Raw genomic sequence first — 17,857 nt, 5'->3', positions numbered from 1 at the left:
ACGGACGTGGGAAGCGGGATGCGATGGGCGTGTCGGGTTGCAGCGCGGTTCATTCGCGCCGACGAACAATCCCGACGCGCACGACGAAGTCGCGTGGTCCTGGCGCCCCGGTGCTGGCGCTAAGTTGGCGACGATGCTTGCGCATCGCACTGACGACAGGGGCAAGAAAGCCGGTCCCTGGGGAGATCGCGTATAAGCCGTAAAGCCATCGCGCAGGGAAGGCCGGTTGTTCGGCCCGTACCTGTGGTTCTGCCGCGTGCTTTCTCTGCACGCGAGCCATGGGTGCGGTCAGCACCCGGCCTTCCCCATAGGCGTTAAGGTAGCGCGAGCATCGATTGATACTTGCGTTTTCGAGGAGGCTCGCGAAGGTGGCGCCCCAACGCGCGTTTTCTGCGGCGCAAGCAACGGATGGTTGGTTGTGGAATGATTGCTTGCAGCAAGGATGCAACGAGCTGCTGCAGGACCCGCCAAGCGCCAGGCGTCGTTAAGCGGCCTGCGTCCAGTGGGGAGAGTCCTCGAAGTCGCTGGCAAGCGGCTCGAGCAACAGGATGATCAGGAGGTGGGCCAGCAGGTAGGGCTTGGCAGAGCGCGGATCGGTTCCTGGCGGCGTCTTGAGGCCAATCAGACTCTTCAGTCGCTTGAACCCAAGCTCGATCCGCCATCGCAATCGATAGAGCGCAAGCACATCTTTGGTGGAGAACTCGTCCCGCGCGAGCGACGTGATCAGAATGACCCAATCCGCAGCCTCCAAAGTTTCTTTGGAGATGATGCGGTTTTCATCTTTTGCGTCTTGCCGGGCTTTACGCCGAGAAGCAGCAGCCGCACCGGTGGGCTTCTTGATTGCGACCAGACGCATAGCCAGAGGCGCGCCGCCCTTGCGCTTGATCCAAATCTCCCGATCGACCAGTCCGCGCGCCTTCGCGGCACGCAATTGGGCCATCAGATCGAACGGAAGGCCTTTGGCGTCAAGCCAACGTGCGTTCTTCCAGCCCGCTCGGATCAAAACGTCGGCCCCGGCTTCGCGGACGGCCGCAATGCGGTCAGGTTGCAGATAAGCGCGGTCAGCAATGCGGATCTCGTTCTTGACCACTGGTATCCGGTCAAACGTTTCGCCCTCTTGCTGATCTGTCAGCTCGAAGTGACCAAAGCGCTCATAGGGCAGATCAAATGCGCTATGAACGCGCCAAAGCTCACTGTTCTTGCGCGCAGCCGGTCCCGCCTGAGGCACTGTCGTCGCATCGATGATGCGGATCAGGCGGCCTTGGCTCGCCTTCGGAGCTGCCGCAGCGAGCAAGCCCTCCACCAGCACCGCAAACCAATCACCACATTGACGCAGCCGATAGAACAACGCCACGCTGGTGAGGTCGGCAAGGCCAACAGAAGCCGCCCATGCGGCTGTCGATCTCAGCCCTCTTTCACCCAAACAATAGGCCAGCATCAGCCGAAGTAACGTCACCGCATCTGGAATCTGCCGCCGACGCGCGAAGGCCTTCGTCTGGCGCGCAGTTTTCTCGAGCTGCGCAGCCCCGCCCAGCTGCGCAACCACTCTCGTCCAGTCCTCGTTCAGGAGCGATTCGTCTGCCATCCCCTGTTCGAATCACGGCGGATTCCAACACTCAAGCATAAACTTAACGCCTATGCGGCCTTCCCTGCGCCCTCCGCCATTTCGAGGGCCGTCGTTTCGCAAAGCTCGGGCGGATCACGTCGCGAGATCGCAGATGTCTGTCTTGCTGTTTGATAGGTACATAGGGATGACATGGTTCGCGATGCGCGGCACCGATGCCGGTGTCCGTATTGCGAGCCGCCCGGTCGGCGCGATGCACGGCCGGATGACAGGCTTCCGCGAAGCAATTCAAGGCGAAAGCAGGAGGCTTGAATTGCTTCGTTGCTTCGTTGTTTCGTGGCTCGCGATGACGGAGCCAAAGCGCAGGCGGATAAGCCAATTCGGTGTAGCTGGAGGTGAAGGGGCGCATGCCCACATTGCCTCGCGGAGGCCGGCATCGAATGGTGGACACGCTTCGCTCGGCCCAGCCGACGAATCTGCGTGTGCCCTCGGCAGAACGAAGCAGCGTCACGCCCGCTGGAGCAAGTTCGACCGAAGGACAAGGAGACGCGTCGTCGCAGCCATTGTCTCGGCAATGCGCTCACCTATAGGTCAGTTTATCAAATTCTAGTAATGGTTGTGCGACGATCGGCTTGGCCGGCCGCCAATGTTGAGGTGCGCGCCTAGACCGGCTGCAGCGAAAGCGAGCGTCCAACGGGGCGGGCATGAATTCTCGAGGCGCAAGGATCAAACAGGCACTGGAGGCGAGGGCAGTCCGCAAGCAGCATGCATTGGCCCGGGCATTGGGGGTTCACGAGAGTGCGATTACACGATGGAAGGAGGACGGCACAATGACGCTGGACAATGCGATTGCCCTCTGTCGTGAACTGGATATCTCGGCAGATTGGCTATTACTCGGCATCGGTCATATGGATCAGCATAAAGAGCGTAGCGAAGTGGCCCCCGCCCATACGGAGCTGCTTGCGCTCTTATCTCCGGGCGCGGCTGCCGCGCTCATGAAATTCATCAGGTTGGTCGCGGCAGGGCAGAGCTGACCTGGGGAACATTTGAATTGATGGGGGGCGGCTGCTGGTTGTGCCAGGCGCAAGAGCTTGCGACCCGCAAAATTGGAATCAATCGACGTTCAAAAATTACCATCTAAAGTTGAGTTCATCGGGCAATGGCGACGGACGTGAACAATCGCTCTTACCCGATTTGCCCAATGGAGATGAACATGACCTACTATAAGCTTTGGTTGAAGGTGAGCGATGTCTGGACTTACCAGACAAAGTGCACGGGCGATGCGCTTCCGAAGAAGAAGGAGGATCCGCCGGTGGAACTCACGCGTACGGAGGGGCTCAAGCTCAAGTCGAACCACACCTATCGAATCACGAACCTTCAAGACGCCCCTTACGGCCTGTATGTTTGCGAGTCCATCACGGACGAGGGACAGAAAGGCGAATTCAAATACAGCGCGGCAGTTTCGGCAGGACAGGAGGCGGTCGTCATGGATCAAGCTATTGCTGCGAGCACGACGTATACAATCGATTTTCAGAACAACACACCAGACACCTGGACCTTGAGCGTCTATCAGACGCTGCCCGCTTCGCCCGGGCTCAAGAGCCTGTCTTGGAAGCAGACGACGGTGCCGAAAAGCGGTGAATCTGGTGTCCAGTGGAACATCAACTATCTCGTCGGCGTCGCAAACTACAAGCAGAGCGGGGGGAAAGGCGTCTACAAGGCCTCGCAGAAGCTCGGTACTCAACTGGGGCAGAAATGGGCCTGTCGTTTCGAATCCGGCGCTCAGCAACTGTTCGAGGACGGCGGCGCCAATCCGGGGCAAGTTCTGATCCAGAACAAGTCGGGTGAGCTCGCGAATCTCGGCATCGGGATGGACGGGGATCTGGCACTGGTGCAGTCCAACGTTTACTCCGGAAATGGCGCGCAGTTCGAGGTCGCGCCGGTTTACTGGGTCGCCCTGTACAAGGACGTCGTGCAAGGTGAGGTGATTTCAGGCAATCAGGTCCACGGGCCGCTGCAGGTCGTGTTTCCGGGCGGCGTGACGCAATTGACCTACGAAGCCTATATCGACGGGAGCGAATTCGTGTTCGGCCTGCAGGGCGGCAAGGCCTTGCGTGCGCCGCTCGATCAGGTGGAGCAGCGGCTTCGCATGCTGAGTGCAGCCTGAAGGGCCGGGTTCACAACTGCAAGAAATACTCCCCGCTGGCCTTCGCCAGCGGGGTTAAACGTCGGGTCTGCAGAGTGAGCCAGCCCTCAGAGACGACGTTGCGTCGCTTTCATGCGGGCGGCGGCTCTACAGCCGCTTGATCGCCAGGACCTCGCTGCCGCCGGCCTTGATGCGTGCGATGGCATCCTGCGTGGTCTCGATCGCGGTCGCCATGTGATAGGCGTTGGCATGCACGATGCTCTCCGGATCGCGCACGATCGCGACATGCCCCTTCCAGAAGATGAGGTCGCCGCGCTGCAGGGTCATCGCTTCGGAGCCATCGAGCGGCCGCCCGAGCGCGGCCTGCTGCATGTCGCTGTCGCGCGGGCAGGCCAAGCCTGCCGCATTCAGCGAGAGCTGAACGAGGCCCGAGCAATCGATGCCGAGGCTGCTCTTGCCGCCCCACAGATAAGGCGTGCCGACGAAGCGCTCGGCCACTGCGACGTAGTCGGGCTCGATCGCATCAAGCACGGCGATATGCTGCTTCGGCAGATGCAAGCCGTCGTGCGTGATCGCAAATGCAGCATCCTCTCGCGTCACAGCGATCCGCGATCCCAGCACCAGGGTCTCGCTCGGCGGCAGCTTGATCGAAGGACCGGGGAAAGCGAACGTGCGGAGTGCCGCAATCTTGTGCGTCGGCGCTGCAGCCGGCTTAGCGAGCGCGGCATCGGGCAGCCAACCGACATAGCCGTCGCTGTCAAGCTGCCCCCAGGCCCAGCCTTCGGCGTTGCGGTCGTAGATCGTGACCCGCTCGCCGCGCAGCGCCTGGGTCAACAGGGCGGCGTTCGAAAACGGGTGCTCGCGCATGTCGGCGAGCGCAGCGGCCACTTCGAAGCTCTCGCCCTCGACGAAGCGCGCGGCGCTGACTTGGCCTTGGAGATGCTTGGCCGCGATGTCGCCGCGCGCGGGTGTGAGACGCGGATCAGCCATAGCGCTCGCTCAAGAGCTTGTAGAGTGCCCGCGCGCCCTGGCATTCGCCGCCTTCGGGCCGCCCCGGCTTGGCCGATGGCGTCCAGGCATAGATGTCGAGATGCAGCCAGCTCTTGGCATGCTCGACGAAGCGCTGCAGGAACAGCGCGCAGGTGATCGAGCCGGCAAAGCCGTTGGACGGCGCGTTGTTGATCGTTGCGACTTTCGAATCCAGCCAGGAGTCGTAAGGCGCCCATAGCGGCATCCGCCATAGCGGATCGTTCTCGGCCGCCGCGCAGCGCGCGACCTCGGCTGCGAGCGCGTCATCCTGCGTGTAGAACGGCGGCAGCTCGGGGCCGAGCGCAACGCGCGCGGCGCCCGTCAAGGTGCCCATGTCGATCAAGAGATCGGGCTTTTCCTCGTCGGCAAAAGCGAGCGCGTCGGCGAGGACCAGGCGGCCTTCCGCATCGGTGTTGCCGATCTCGACCGTGACGCCCTTGCGCGAGGGGAACACATCGAGCGGACGGAAAGCGCTGCCGGACACCGCGTTCTCGACCGCGGGGATCAGCACGCGCAGCCGCACCTTCAACTTCGCGCCCATCACCATCTGGGCCAGCGCCAGCACATTGGCGGCACCGCCCATGTCCTTTTTCATCAGCAGCATGCCGCTCGAGGTCTTGAGATCCAGGCCGCCGGAATCGAAACAGACGCCCTTGCCGACCAGGGTGACCTTGGGATGGGCCGGATCGCCCCAGACGAGCTCGATCAGGCGTGGTGCTCGGGTCGAGGCCATGCCGACGGCGTGGATCAAGGGAAAGTTCTGCTGCACGAGTTCGTCGCCGACAATGCAGCTGAAGCTCGCACCATGACGTTCGGCCAGCTGCTGCGCGGCCAGCGCCAATTCGGCCGGCCCCATGTCATTGGAGGGCGTGTTGACGAGATCGCGGGCAAGCGCGGCGGCCTCGGCGATGCGCGTCAGTTCGGCGGCATCGGTCCCGTCAGGCAGTGCGAGCCGGACCTCGGACCCATCCGCCTTGCGATAGCGGCTGAAGCGGTAACTGCCGAGTGCGAAGGCGAGCGTCGCCAGACGCGCATCATGCGGCGGGTTGGCGAAGCGATACGTGCCCGCCGGCAGCAGGCCGGCCAATGCGCCCGGCCGGAACAAATCCCGGTGTTTGGCCGCATCATCCTCGAGCCCGAACAGCACCTGCGCGATCTGGCCGTCAGGCGCAGGCAGGATCAGGCAGGTGCCGGGCTTCGCGGCAAAGCCGTTGGCATCGGCAAACTGCCGCGCTTGCGGCCCAAGCCCGTCCCGGATCGTCGGCCAGGTCGATTTGGTGACGAAAGTGATGGGGCGAGCCGTCGCGGTGGCGGCAGTGTCGAATACGGATGGCATGTCTTACAAATCCTCAGAACCGACCGGCGCAGATGGCAGGTAGACTTCGCAGAGTTCGATGGGGCCTGCAATCGCCATGATGAGACGCCCGGTTGCCGCTTTTGCTCCGGTCGTCGGAAGGAACAACGGATGATCCTCGAGACCTATGTCAGATGCTTCGTCGATCCCGATGCACTCGCGCGGACGCTGGCCTTCTACAAGGACCTGCTCGGCGGCCGAGAGACCTTGCGCTTCGCCTATCCGGAAGCGGGCCTGGAGCTTGCTGCGGTGTCGTCGCCGCACCTGTCGGTGCTGGTGATCGCGGGCGAGCAGGAAAAGCGCAAACCGTTCGAAGCGACGAGCCTGACCATCAAGGTTTCCGACCTCGCACACTACGCGGCCGTTCTGCGCCAGAATGGGGCTGTCGAACTCGACCCCATCCAGGCCACTCCGGTCGGACATAAGATGCGATATCGCCACGCCGACGGGATGGTTGTGGAGTACGTCGCCCACAATGCCTGATATGGAGGCGACGCGCGCAAACGCGGGGAGGATCGGCCCGGCAAAAATGGCAGCGTTAACCGCCTATTAGCGTTAACAGTTTATTGCTGGCGCGTCTGGTCCGATCGTCTCCCGAGTCCATGTGACATGCGTCAGCAGCCTTCTACCGTCCGGCTCCTTGCCTCCGCGGCCCTGACCGCGCTCCTCGCTGCCGGGCTCGGCGGCTGCCAGACCATGTCCGACGTCACGGGCTCCTTACGGACGAGGACCGAGCAGCCGCCCGCCAGCCCGCAACAGGCGATCGAGGTCTATGGCGATCGCTACCGCGCCAACCCCAAGGACGCCAACACGGCGATTGCCTATGGCCAGGCGCTGCGCACCAACGGTCAGCGCGAGCAGGCGGTCGCCGTCCTCGAACAGGCGACACTTGCCAATCCCGGCAACAAGGCGGTCCTTGCGGCTTACGGACGGGCGCTGGCCGACAACGGCAATTTCAAGCTGGCCTTCGACGTGCTGTCGCGCGCCCATTCGCCTGACAACCCGGATTGGAAGCTCTTGTCCGTACAGGGCACGGTGCTCGACCAGATGGGACGCCATGACGAGGCACGGCGCTACTACGAGAGCGCGCTGAAGATCGTGCCGGGCGAGCCTTCGGTGTTGTCCAATCTCGGCCTGTCCTACATGCTGGCGAAGGATCTGCCCAAGGCCGAAGAGGTCTTACGGCAAGCCTACGGGTCGCAGCGCGCGGATGCGCGCGTCAGGCAGAATCTGGCGCTGGTGGTCGGACTGCAAGGCCGCTTCGGCGAGGCCGAACAAATCGCCAGGGCTGATCTCCCGCCCGAGGAGGCGGCGGCCAACGTGGCTTATCTCAAGCAGATGCTGCAGGGCAAAGGCAAGCCGCAGAACGGTCGTGGCGCTCCGGTGGCCTCGCTCGATCGGCGGGACTGATCCCCGTTTTCGATCACCCCTCCGGCGCGAAATCGCTGTGCCGGGACCGAAGGATGGGCTGACGAATTGCCAGCCGATCTTTTATTGCATGGCCGCAATCTTGATGCCGGTCGGCCCGAGAATCACGACAAACAAGACCGGCAGGAAGAAGACGATCATCGGCACCGTCAGTTTCGGCGGCAGCGCGGCGGCTTTCTTCTCGGCCTCGTTCATGCGCATGTCGCGGTTTTCCTGCGCCATCACCCGCAGGGATTGGCTGAGCGGCGTGCCGTAACGCTCCGACTGTTGAAGGGCAAGGCAGACCGACTTCACGCCATCGAGTCCAGTGCGCCGGGCGAGGTTTTCGTAGGCCACCTTGCGGTCCTGCAGATAGGAGAGTTCGGCCGTGGTCAGCGTGAATTCCTCGGACAAAGCGATCGACTGGCCGGTGATTTCCGTGGACACCCTGCGGAACGCCGCCTCGATCGACATGCCGGATTCGATGCAGATCAGGAGCAGGTCCAGCGCGTCAGGAAAGGCTCGTTTGATCGAGAGCTGGCGCTTGGTGATCGCGTTCTTCAGGAACAGCATCGGCGCCTGCAGCCCCAGATAGGCCATGCCGACGCAGATGCCGACCTTGACCGGCAGCGTTTTCTCCATATGGGCGATGACGAAGACGTAGAGCACCGAGCCCACAAACAGCACGATCGGCGTCACGGCGCGCGCAAACAGGAAAGTGATGTAGGGGGCCTGGCCGCGATAGCCGGCCATCACGAGCTTCTCGCGCGCCGCTTCCTGGGCGAGCCATTTGGTGAGGTTGAAGTCGTCGACCACCTTGGCGACGATCTGCTTCGGCGTTTGTCGGAGCGAGACCCTCTCGCCGCTGGCGAGCCGCTCGCGCTCGCGCTGCCGGAGCCGCTCACGTTCGCTGGCGACGGCCTTCATGCGCTTGTTGAGGTTTTCGCCAGCGAATAGCGGGGTGATCAGCGTGTAGACCGTCGCGCTCGCCGCGATCGCGGCGAACAGCATGGTCATGAAGTGCGGATCATGAAGCTTGCTGACGAGGAAATCGACCATGATGCGCCCTCAGAAATCGAAGTTGATCATTTTCTTCATGACCATGATGCCCATCGACATCCAGATCACGCAACCGACCAGCATGAGTTGGCCGGTCGGATGGGTCCACAACAGCGAGATGTAGCCGGGCGTGGACAGGTAGACCAGCAACATCACGATCGGCGGCAGCGAGCCGATGATGCCGGCGGAAGCCTTGGCTTCCATGGACATCGCCTGGATCTTCTCGGCCATTTTCTTGCGGTCGCGCAGCACCTTCGAGAGGTTACCAAGCGCTTCGGACAGATTGCCGCCCGACTTCTGTTGGATCGCGATGACGATGCCGAAGAAGTTTGCCTCGGGCAGCGGCATCCGATCATAGAGCCGGGCGCAGGCTTCGCCGAGCGGCATGCCGATCGCCTGGGTTTCGATGATGGCCAGGAATTCGCTGCGCAGCGGCTCCGGCGAGTCCGCAGCGACCACCTTGATCGATTCGAACAGCGGCAGGCCGGCCTTGATACCTCGAACGATCACGTCGACGGCGTCGGGCAGCGCAGCCAGGAATTGCTTCTCGCGCCGCTTCTTCAGGAAGCTCAGCGCCCAGCGCGGCAGGCCGAACCCGGCGGCAAAGCCGAGGCCAAGCGCGCCGAGCAGGCCGCCGCCGGCGAAGAACGCGATCGCGCAGGTGGCGATGCCGAGAACGCCCGAAATGATCCAGAATTTCTGCTCGGTCAGGTCGAGCCCGGCCTGCGAGATGCGCATGCTGAGCGGTACCTTGGTCCGCTGCTGCGCGCGCGCCTCGAGGTCCTTGAGTGATGATTCGACCTGTTCGCGGCGCGAACGCTGGGTTCGCTCGGCTTGGCGGACCACCGGCTCCTGCTTGGCGACCGAACTCCGACGTGCTTCGGCTTTCCGCTCACCCGAGAGGATCGGATAGAGGAAGACCCAGGCAATGCCGCCGATCGCGGTGGCGGCAAGAAAGGCGAGGGCGAGGACCTGCAGCTTCATCGTGGCGTCTCTCAGCTCTTGCCGGCGACTTCTGCAGCGTCAAGGGCCGCAGCGAGACGCTTTTCTTCGCCATAATAGCGGGCGCGTTCCCAGAACCGCGGACGCCCGATGCCGGTCGAGCGGTGCTGGCCGATGATCTTGCCGTTGGCGTCTTCGCCGACGAGATCGTAGACGAAGATGTCCTGGGTGATGATGGTGTCGCCTTCCATGCCCATCACCTCGGTAATGTGCGTGATCCGACGAGAACCGTCGCGCAGGCGCGCGGCCTGGATGATGACATCGATCGAGGCGCAGATCATCTCGCGGATGGTGCGGGAGGGAAGCGAAAAGCCGCCCATGGTGATCATGGATTCGCAGCGCGACAGCGCTTCGCGCGGGTTGTTGGCGTGCAGCGTGCCCATCGAGCCGTCATGGCCGGTGTTCATGGCCTGCAACAGGTCGAAAGCCTCGGGGCCGCGGACCTCGCCGACGATGATGCGTTCGGGGCGCATACGCAGACAGTTGCGGACCAGTTCACGCATCGTGATCTGCCCCTCGCCCTCGATATTGGGCGGGCGGGTTTCGAGGCGTACCACGTGCGGCTGCTGCAGCTGGAGTTCGGCCGCGTCCTCGCAGGTGATGATGCGCTCGTCGTGATCGATATAGTTGGTGAGGCAGTTCAACAGTGTGGTCTTGCCGGAACCGGTGCCCCCGGAGATGAGCACGTTGCAGCGGCAGCGGCCGATGATCTGCAGGATCTCCGCGCCCTCCGGCGTGATCGCCCCGAACTTGACGAGCTGATCGAGGGTCAGCTTGTCCTTCTTGAATTTACGAATCGTGAGTGCGGGCCCATCGATCGCCAGCGGCGGTACGATCGCGTTGACGCGCGAGCCGTCGGCGAGGCGCGCGTCGCAGATCGGGGAGGATTCGTCGACGCGGCGGCCGACCTGGCTCACGATGCGCTGGCAGATGTTGAGAAGCTGCTGATTGTCGCGGAAACGGATACCGGTCCGTTGGATCTTGCCGCCGACCTCGATAAAGACCGTGCCGGCGCCGTTGACCATGATATCGGCGATGTCATCGCGCGACAGCAGAGGCTCCAGCGGACCGTAGCCGAGCACGTCGTTGCAGATGTCGTCGAGCAGCTCCTCCTGCTCCGCGATCGACATCACGATGTTCTTGATCGCGATGATCTCGTTGACGATGTCGCGGATTTCCTCGCGCGCGGATTCGCCGTCGAGCTTGGCGAGCTGCGCGAGGTCGATGGCCTCGATCAACGCGCCGAAGATGGTTGCCTTGACCTGATAATAATTGTCGGAACGCCGCGTCTCGACAACGGGCGGCGGAGGTGGCGGCTGTCGGATCGGCGCGAGCGGCGGCGATGACACCGCAGGCGTTGCCAGAGTGCGCGGCGCGGGATTGCCCGCGGCGGGAACAGGTTCCGGCGCAGGCGCCGCGGGCCGCATGACCCGGTTGTCGCTGTCTAATCCGCTACGCTTACCAAACACGACTCACAACTCCAGACGAGGCGCTTTACTTCGCCCTCAACTTTTCGATCAAGGGTGTCAGGAAGAAGCCCTTGGACTTCTTGGTTTCGCTGCGGCCGGTGAGCCGCTGTGCGATCTGCAGAAACATCTCGGACGTTCGGTGATTGGCGGCGATTTCCGCGATCATCTGGCCGTTATTGGCGGCGGCTCCGAAGATCTGCGGCTCGAACGGGATGGAGACGACCGGCTGGCTTTCGATCGCCTTGGCGAATTCGCCGGCATTGATTTCAGGCCGCTTCGGCACCCCGACCTGGTTCAGGCAGTAGAGCGGCACCCGGTCGTTCGGGCGGGCCGCCTTCAACAGGTCGAAGATGTTCTTGGTATTGCGCAAGGACGCAAGGTCGGGCGCCGCAACGATCAGAATGTCGTCGGCGCCGACCAGTGCGCGCTTGGTCCAGCCCGACCACTGATGAGGCACGTCGAGCACGATGCAGGGCATGGTTGCGCGCAGAGTGTCGAAGATGGCGTCGAACGCCTCGACACCGAAATCGTAGACCCGATCGAGCGTCGCCGGGGCCGCGAGCAGGCTCAGATGGTCGGTGCATTTCGACAGCAGGCGGTCGATGAAAGCGATATCGATGCGATCGGGAGAGAACACAGCGTCCGCAATCCCCTGCGGCGGGTCCTGATTGTAGTCGAGACCCGCGGTGCCGAAGGCAAGGTCGAGATCGGCAACGACGGAATCCATCGCGAGGTCGCGGGCAATCGCCCAAGCGACATTGTGCGCGATCGTCGAGGCTCCGACGCCACCCTTGGCACCGACGACGGCAACGATGCGGCCGACCGACTTGGCTTCGGGCGCCGAGAACAAGTTGCAGATCGAACGGACGACGTCGAGCGGGGCGACCGGAGCCAGTACGTAGTCGCTGACGCCGCGCCGGACCAGCTCCCGGTACAGCGCAACGTCGTTGATGCGGCCGATCACGACGACGCGGGTGCCCGGGTCACAGACAGTCGCGAGTTGATCGAGGCCAGCAAGAATGTCCGACCGTGTGTCCGTCTCCAGCACGATCACATTCGGCGTCGGCGCCGAGCGATAGGCCTCGATGGCGGCGGCCATGCCGCCCATCTGGACCTTGATATGGGCCTTGCCGAGGCGACGATCTTCGCCTGCTGCCTGGACGGTGGCGGCTGTCTCCACGGTCTCGCAGAAGGCCTGCACCGAAACGCGGGGCGCAGGCGCGATGTGATCGTCGGCCGGTGGTGGCACGACCTCCGGCTGTCCCTCGGGGCTCTGTCGGGCGTAGCTGATCATTTGCCTGTATCGCTCAGTTTGGCCTTGTCGGCTTCAGGATAAGTGATCGCGGTTGGCGTTCCCTTACGGTATTTCTCGAATAACGCGGTACGCCTTGCGGTATAGGGCGGTGTTTCGGACCGTGGCTGCACCAGGTCGGCCGGATTGTCGATCATGGCAGCCAGATTGCGCTGATTGGCGCAGCCATAGTTGTAGTAGGAGCGATTATCGAAATAGCCCTTGTTCTTGATCGACGGGCCGAGATCCTCCGGCCAGAGCCCGCAAGGGCCTGCCGTCGCCGAGAGTCTCGGATAGCTGAGGCGGATGGCTGCAAGCAGGCGCGAATCCTTGGGACGATAGTTTCGTACGACCACCGCGTGTGGCGGGACCCCCGCGGCGACAAGCAGCGATTGAATTTCCCGGATCGAATCGGCGGCGGCGCGCGCATTCGGGGTCTGCACCGGCACGTCGGCGCTGATCGCGCCGGTACCCTCATGACGCCAGCTTTGCGCAAGGCCCATGACGTCGGCGCGCTGCTCGGCCGTCAAGCCGCCGCGCCCTTGGCCGACGAACACGACCATGGATTCGTTGGCTTCCTGAACGGCGATCGGGTGTCGCAGGCGGTAATCCTCGGGAATGCTCGCTGTGGTCACAGCATCGTTCGTATGGTTGCAGGCCCCCAATATCAGGGCCGCGCCACCTAGAACGGCTGCCACGCGCAGGCGCCGGTTGCGAACGAGGGGGGCTGTTGCGGTCATCAGTGAAATCCTCGTTCCAAGCTCAGTCGGTAATGAAGCCGTAGGTGCCGCGATAGCTCCGTCCGGGCTCGCCCCGTCCGGGTACGCCGTAGATGCGGTTGATGTTTCCGAGCAGGTCGGCTTGCGGATCGGAGGCCGCGGCGAAGCCGTCATCCGGTCGCGACAGGTCCTTCGGCGCCACAGCGCGAACGACGTAGGGCGTGACGATCACCACCAGCTCCGTCTGGTTATTGACGTAATCCCGGCTGCGGAACAGCGCGCCCAAAACGGGCAGCTGCATCAAGCCGGGCATGCCGTTGATCGCCGACTTGGTCTGCTGCTGGATCAGGCCGGCCATGGCCATGGCGCCGCCAGAGGGAATTTCCAGGCTGGTTTCGGCACGGCGGGTCCTGATGGATGGAACGGTCAGCGAGTTGGTGACGGTGGAACTGACCGCCTGCGACAGCGTGATCGAATTGTCGTTCGTGAGCTCGGAGACCTCGGTCATCACCCGGAGCGAGATACGTCCCTCGCTCAGCACGACTGGGGTGAAATTGAGTGAAATACCGAACTTCTTGAAGCTGATCTGGGTGGTACAGACATGGGTCGTGGGGTCGCACGCATAACCGGCCGGGATAGGGAATTCGCCGCCGGCGATGAAGGTGGCGGATTCGCCGGAGATCGCGGTCAGATTTGGTTCGGCAAGGGTCCGGACCACGCCTGCGCTCTCCATGGCCCGCAGCGTGGCCTGCACCGAGGGGGTTGAGCCGAAGCCAGCGGTGATGGCGTTGCTGGAGACGAGGCTGGTCCCGTTCGCCGTGAACGGGTTGGAATTGTTGAACTGAACCACGGAGGTGCCGTAGTTCAGCTGCCCGGACAGGTCGATACCGAGTTGCTTGACGATCGAGCGCGATACTTCGGCGACCGTCACCTTGAGCATGACCTGGTCGCGGCCGCGCGCCACGATCGAGTTGACCACTTTGTCGGCGCCGCCGGCAAGCCGCGCGGCAAGGTCACCGGCCTGCTGGGCCTCGACCTGGCTCGCAGCCGTGCCGCTCAGCACGATGCCCTCGCCGAGGCCTTCGACCTGGATGTCCGCGTTGGGCAGCAGCTGCTTGAGCGCGGCGCGCATCCCGTTCAGGTCGCGTTTGACGGCGATGTCATAGGCCGCGATCTGTTGGCCCGAAGCATCGAAGAACACGATGTTGGTCTGACCGACAGCCGCGCCGATGATATAGGCGCGCTGAGCGGAGCGCACCACGGCGTTGGCGATCTTGGGGTCGGCGACCAGTACGTCTTTGATGTCGCGCGGCAGGTCGATCACGATCGACTTGCCGACACCAAGCGCGAGGAAGCGTGCATTCATCTGGCCGTCCGCAGCGACCGGCGTCGCCGGACGGTAATCGGCAGCAATCGCCGGCGCCAATGCCGGGCTGAGGCTGAGCGCGGCGGCGGCAGACAACGACAGCGCACGAACCGCCCAAGTCGGCTTCATCCGCTGATTTTCGTTGCATGTCATAACGGGAGTCCTCTTGATCACTTCTGTGTCGTCATCGTGCTGGGAACGCCGTAACGAACCACGGCGACGCTATCGCTGCGCCTGCGGCTCTGGTCCTCGGTGCGGTTCTCGGCGACGTTGAGGTCGGCAATGCTGCGCAGCGCCAGCGACAAGGTGCCGGTCTGACGCGCGCGTGCGAGCAGTTCGGCCTGCTCCGGCTTCAGCTCCAGGGTGACGGTCTTGCCGACGACGGTGGTTTGGCCGTCCTTCTCCTTGGGGGCCTGGTCGATTGCCAGCACACGGATGTTCGACAGAATGATCTCGGAATTGACCATGTCTCCGGCATTCGGATGATCCGGATTGTGCTCGCGCTTGGACAGAATGACGTCCACCCGGTCGTTCGGCAGAATAAAGCCGCCGGCGCCGGTCTCGGGTGAAATTTCCGTCGAGACCGCGCGCATGCCGGTTGGCAGGATCGCGGCCATGAAGCCGGACCCGTCGGCCTTGACCAGCTTCTGCTCGCGGATCGGCTCACCGGCGATGAACGGCGCCCGGGCGATGTTGCCGACCACCTGATTGGTCGCGTCCGGGCGGTCGCTGCGGCGGATGAATGTGCTGCTTGCGGCCGCGGCTGGCCAGGTCTGCCATTGCAGATCGTCAGGCTTGATCGATTGACCGAGGCCGATATCGGACTTGGCGACCAGGACGTCGATCGTCTGAAGCTGGACGACCGGTGCCGCCGGTGCCGGCTTGTCGTCGGATCCGCTCGCAAGATAAGCGGCCACGCCGCCGGCGCCGACAGCGATGGTCAGGACGACAATGCGTGCGGTATTCATTACGCTTCACTTTCCACATTACGCTGGGATACCCGTGAAGCCGGCTCGAGGTTCGCTCCCTGCCTGCCCATGGCGGCCATGCGAACAGCAATCCAAGGTCTCACTGGCATCAATCTGCTGGTGTCCCGTGAGCGCCGGCATTCGCAAGAGCGCCTCCCGAAGAGGAGGGGAATGTCAGCGCCGAGACACCGGCGTCGCCGTGATGGGAGTTGAGCAGTTATTCGTCAAAGCATGGTTAATGAGGCGTATCTAAATCGCCTTAACACCGCGTTGCTGTGGCGTTTCAGTATCCGGCGAAGCGGGCGAGGTCGATGGCCTTCACCCAGCTGGTGTCCGGATAGATCATCAGCGCGCCAAGCGCGAGCGCGATGCCGTAGGGAATGCCGCTCTCCTTGGCATGCAGCCTTGCGAGCCAGGGGTGGCCGGCCAACATGTAAGGCAGCGGCCATTGGCGAAATTGCAGCAAGAGGAGCGTCAGCACGCCTCCGAACAGCGAAGCGTAGAGGAGGTAGTTCAACAGGTGGCCGAAGCCGAACCACAGCGCCGCGGCTGATGCGATCTTGGCATCGCCGCCGCCGATCCAGCCGCAGGCAAAGCAGCCGAATGCGACGATGAGAAGTGCCGCACCCGCCGCGAGATGCAGCAGCATGTCATAGGGACCCATCCCCCCCAATAGCGCGAGCACGACAAATCCTGCTGCGAGTGCCAACGAGACCCGGTTCGAGATCGTCATGGTAAACAGGTCGCTCGCCGCAGCGAACGCCATGAGTGCCGGGAACAGCAGAAGGCGGGCGATATCGAGGACCATGGCTCAGCACGTTGGTTCGGCCGGCGCGAGCGGCGCCAAGTCAAGTTCTAACGCCGAGAAATGAACGATCGGAAAACGGCCGGTCGCCAGGGGCCGGTTCGAGCCCGCAAGCCTCACCACGTGGCGGCGATCCGCAGCGCGAGCACGACGATGGATAGCCCGAGCGCAAGGCATACCCATTGCAGCGGTCCATCGGACCCATCGAGCGATTTGTTCGTCGTTGCTACAGGCACAATTGGCTTACGCATGCGGACGCCGTCGACAGGAGGGGAAATGATAAAGGCCCCGGGATGCCGGGGCCTTTGCTCTGGTCGTGACGGCCGCTTACTTCAGCGACGCGTTGATCGAGGTGAACTTGCTGCCCAGGCTGGTGCCGAGGCCGTTCACTGCCGCGATGATCGCGAGCGAGATGCCGGCGGCGATCAGGCCGTATTCGATCGCGGTGGCGCCGGACTCATCCTTCACGAAACGAGCAAGAAGATTCTTCATATCGTAGCTCCATGTACACGTGGCTGGTCGAACTATAGCTGGTCGTTCGGCGTTCTCAGCACCGTGACCATGTGGGCACCCTAGGAGCCGACGATTTCGGCGTCGTTAATTCGATCGCGTAAACACGGTTACAAGTGGCTGTTGTTGCGCAGAGTAAATTTCCGATGAAGGGGGCATCGAAAATTTGAGGCGATGAATATGATGCGGATCGTCTGTTCGGTCGGTGCGATCTCGTACCCGGAATAGAGACGAGCTCCTCGCCGCCATCGGCGGCGGCGAAGAACGGTTACGGCTCCTTAAGCGCGAGAGAGTACGCCTTGGCAGGGTTTTGATGCGAGGCGCTCATGTCCAATCTGCCTATGGAAGTCGTTACGATGCTCGGCGAGACCATCGAGAAGGTCGTGCCGACCACGATTGTGCTTGCTGTCGTTTTCGCGGTGCTGAGCCGGTTCTGGGCATGTAATCCCGGCAAGCCGTGGTGGCACAAACGCGAGCTCGTTACCGATTTGGTGTACTGGTTCTTCGTTCCGGTCTTCGCGCGCGTGTTGCGGATCGGTCTCCTCGTGCTGGGTGCAGGAGTCATCTTCAAGATTCACGACGCCGATGAGCTGATCGCATTCTATGACAATGGCCACGGTCCGCTGGCGCAGTTGCCGTTGTGGCTGCAGGCGCTGCTGTTCCTGGTGCTCTCGGATTTCCTGCTGTACTGGTCGCACCGGGTGTTTCATGGCGGCGAGTTCTGGAAGTATCACGCCGTGCATCATTCTTCCGAGGATCTCGAGTGGATCTCGGCAGCCCGCTTTCATCCGGTGAATCTTATTCTCGGAACCATTGCGGCCGATGTCATTCTGCTGATGGCGGGCATCTCGCCCAACGTGATGATCTGGGTCGGTCCGTTCACGACCTTTCACTCGGCCTTCGTGCATGCAAACCTCAATTGGACACTCGGGCCGTTCAGATATGTTCTGGCCACCCCGGTCTTTCATCGCTGGCATCACACGCCGATGGAAGAAGGCGGCAACACCAACTTCGCCGGAACCTTTCCGATCTGGGATCTCCTGTTCGGCACCTTCCGCATGCCGGAGGGGCAGCTGCCGCTCGTCTACGGCAAGGACGAAGCGGACATGCCAGGCGAGATCGTCGGCCAGCTCGCATTTCCGTTCCGGCATTGAGGTGGTTGAAAGCT

General features: G+C 62.8%; 17 protein-coding genes. 5 read left to right on the top strand and 12 right to left on the bottom strand.

Annotated elements, in window-relative coordinates; genetic code table 11:
- Positions 1 to 484: 484 nt before the first annotated feature.
- Entirely contained in the window at positions 485 to 1,585 is a 1,101-nt protein-coding gene (locus tag QX034_RS08890) for an IS4 family transposase (protein ID WP_315701243.1), read from the bottom strand.
- A gap of 683 nt (positions 1,586 to 2,268) precedes the next feature.
- Between QX034_RS08890 and QX034_RS08885 the strand changes: the two genes are divergently transcribed.
- Positions 2,269 to 2,598: a helix-turn-helix transcriptional regulator gene (locus QX034_RS08885; protein ID WP_315702928.1), complete on the top strand. Its 330-nt coding sequence runs from the start codon at positions 2,269 to 2,271 to the stop codon at positions 2,596 to 2,598.
- A 167-nt stretch (positions 2,599 to 2,765) separates the two neighbouring features.
- Positions 2,766 to 3,731 carry a hypothetical protein gene (locus tag QX034_RS08880; RefSeq protein ID WP_315730785.1) on the top strand — a complete coding sequence of 322 codons (966 nt, stop codon included), beginning with the start codon at positions 2,766 to 2,768 and terminating at the stop codon, positions 3,729 to 3,731.
- A 126-nt stretch (positions 3,732 to 3,857) separates the two neighbouring features.
- Here the strand turns inward: QX034_RS08880 and QX034_RS08875 are convergent, their stop codons facing one another.
- Positions 3,858 to 4,700 carry a C40 family peptidase gene (locus tag QX034_RS08875; RefSeq protein ID WP_315728235.1) on the bottom strand — a complete coding sequence of 281 codons (843 nt, stop codon included), beginning with the start codon at positions 4,698 to 4,700 and terminating at the stop codon, positions 3,858 to 3,860.
- The gene (locus tag QX034_RS08870; RefSeq protein WP_316195322.1) at positions 4,693 to 6,075 is read right to left on the bottom strand and encodes a leucyl aminopeptidase family protein; all 1,383 of its coding nucleotides are present in this window, start codon (positions 6,073 to 6,075) and stop codon (positions 4,693 to 4,695) included. Before QX034_RS08870 ends, QX034_RS08875 begins: the two co-directional genes overlap by 8 nt.
- A gap of 129 nt (positions 6,076 to 6,204) precedes the next feature.
- Between QX034_RS08870 and QX034_RS08865 the strand changes: the two genes are divergently transcribed.
- Both QX034_RS08865 and QX034_RS08860 read left to right on the top strand, forming a co-directional pair.
- Complete coding sequence (locus tag QX034_RS08865) at positions 6,205 to 6,576, top strand: VOC family protein (protein WP_316195320.1); 372 nt, start codon at positions 6,205 to 6,207, stop codon at positions 6,574 to 6,576.
- Positions 6,577 to 6,702: 126 nt separating this feature from the next.
- The gene (locus QX034_RS08860; RefSeq protein WP_316195319.1) at positions 6,703 to 7,503 is read left to right on the top strand and encodes a tetratricopeptide repeat protein; all 801 of its coding nucleotides are present in this window, start codon (positions 6,703 to 6,705) and stop codon (positions 7,501 to 7,503) included.
- Positions 7,504 to 7,584: 81 nt separating this feature from the next.
- Here QX034_RS08860 and QX034_RS08855 read toward each other — a convergent pair whose 3' ends face one another.
- The 9 genes from QX034_RS08855 to QX034_RS08815 form a co-directional block, all read right to left on the bottom strand.
- A complete protein-coding gene (locus QX034_RS08855) occupies positions 7,585 to 8,559 on the bottom strand; it encodes a type II secretion system F family protein (RefSeq protein ID WP_315702934.1) in 975 nt (324 codons plus the stop codon).
- A gap of 9 nt (positions 8,560 to 8,568) precedes the next feature.
- Positions 8,569 to 9,543, bottom strand: coding sequence for a type II secretion system F family protein (locus QX034_RS08850; RefSeq protein ID WP_315702935.1), 975 nt, complete (start codon positions 9,541 to 9,543; stop codon positions 8,569 to 8,571).
- An 11-nt stretch (positions 9,544 to 9,554) separates the two neighbouring features.
- Positions 9,555 to 11,030: a CpaF family protein gene (locus QX034_RS08845; protein WP_315702936.1), complete on the bottom strand. Its 1,476-nt coding sequence runs from the start codon at positions 11,028 to 11,030 to the stop codon at positions 9,555 to 9,557.
- 25 nt (positions 11,031 to 11,055) lie between these two features.
- Complete coding sequence (locus QX034_RS08840; RefSeq protein WP_315702937.1) at positions 11,056 to 12,324, bottom strand: CpaE family protein; 1,269 nt, start codon at positions 12,322 to 12,324, stop codon at positions 11,056 to 11,058.
- Positions 12,321 to 13,061: a CpaD family pilus assembly protein gene (locus QX034_RS08835; protein WP_315702938.1), complete on the bottom strand. Its 741-nt coding sequence runs from the start codon at positions 13,059 to 13,061 to the stop codon at positions 12,321 to 12,323. The genes QX034_RS08840 and QX034_RS08835 overlap by 4 nt, the downstream gene beginning before the upstream one ends.
- Before the next feature lie 22 nt (positions 13,062 to 13,083).
- Positions 13,084 to 14,559 carry a type II and III secretion system protein family protein gene (locus tag QX034_RS08830; RefSeq protein ID WP_315702939.1) on the bottom strand — a complete coding sequence of 492 codons (1,476 nt, stop codon included), beginning with the start codon at positions 14,557 to 14,559 and terminating at the stop codon, positions 13,084 to 13,086.
- A 17-nt stretch (positions 14,560 to 14,576) separates the two neighbouring features.
- Positions 14,577 to 15,374: a Flp pilus assembly protein CpaB gene (gene cpaB / locus QX034_RS08825; RefSeq protein ID WP_315702940.1), complete on the bottom strand. Its 798-nt coding sequence runs from the start codon at positions 15,372 to 15,374 to the stop codon at positions 14,577 to 14,579.
- A 283-nt stretch (positions 15,375 to 15,657) separates the two neighbouring features.
- Entirely contained in the window at positions 15,658 to 16,182 is a 525-nt protein-coding gene (locus tag QX034_RS08820) for a prepilin peptidase (protein ID WP_315702941.1), read from the bottom strand.
- Positions 16,183 to 16,506: 324 nt separating this feature from the next.
- Positions 16,507 to 16,671 carry a Flp family type IVb pilin gene (locus QX034_RS08815; RefSeq protein WP_315702942.1) on the bottom strand — a complete coding sequence of 55 codons (165 nt, stop codon included), beginning with the start codon at positions 16,669 to 16,671 and terminating at the stop codon, positions 16,507 to 16,509.
- 344 nt (positions 16,672 to 17,015) lie between these two features.
- On the opposite strand from QX034_RS08815, the gene QX034_RS08810 reads away from it, so the two are divergent.
- Positions 17,016 to 17,843 carry a sterol desaturase family protein gene (locus QX034_RS08810; protein ID WP_315702943.1) on the top strand — a complete coding sequence of 276 codons (828 nt, stop codon included), beginning with the start codon at positions 17,016 to 17,018 and terminating at the stop codon, positions 17,841 to 17,843.
- Positions 17,844 to 17,857 lie beyond the last annotated feature (14 nt).

Source organism: Bradyrhizobium sp. SZCCHNR3119 (assembly GCF_032487775.1).
GTDB lineage: Bacteria > Pseudomonadota > Alphaproteobacteria > Rhizobiales > Xanthobacteraceae > Bradyrhizobium.
This window is presented reverse-complemented; position numbering and strand designations above follow the sequence as displayed.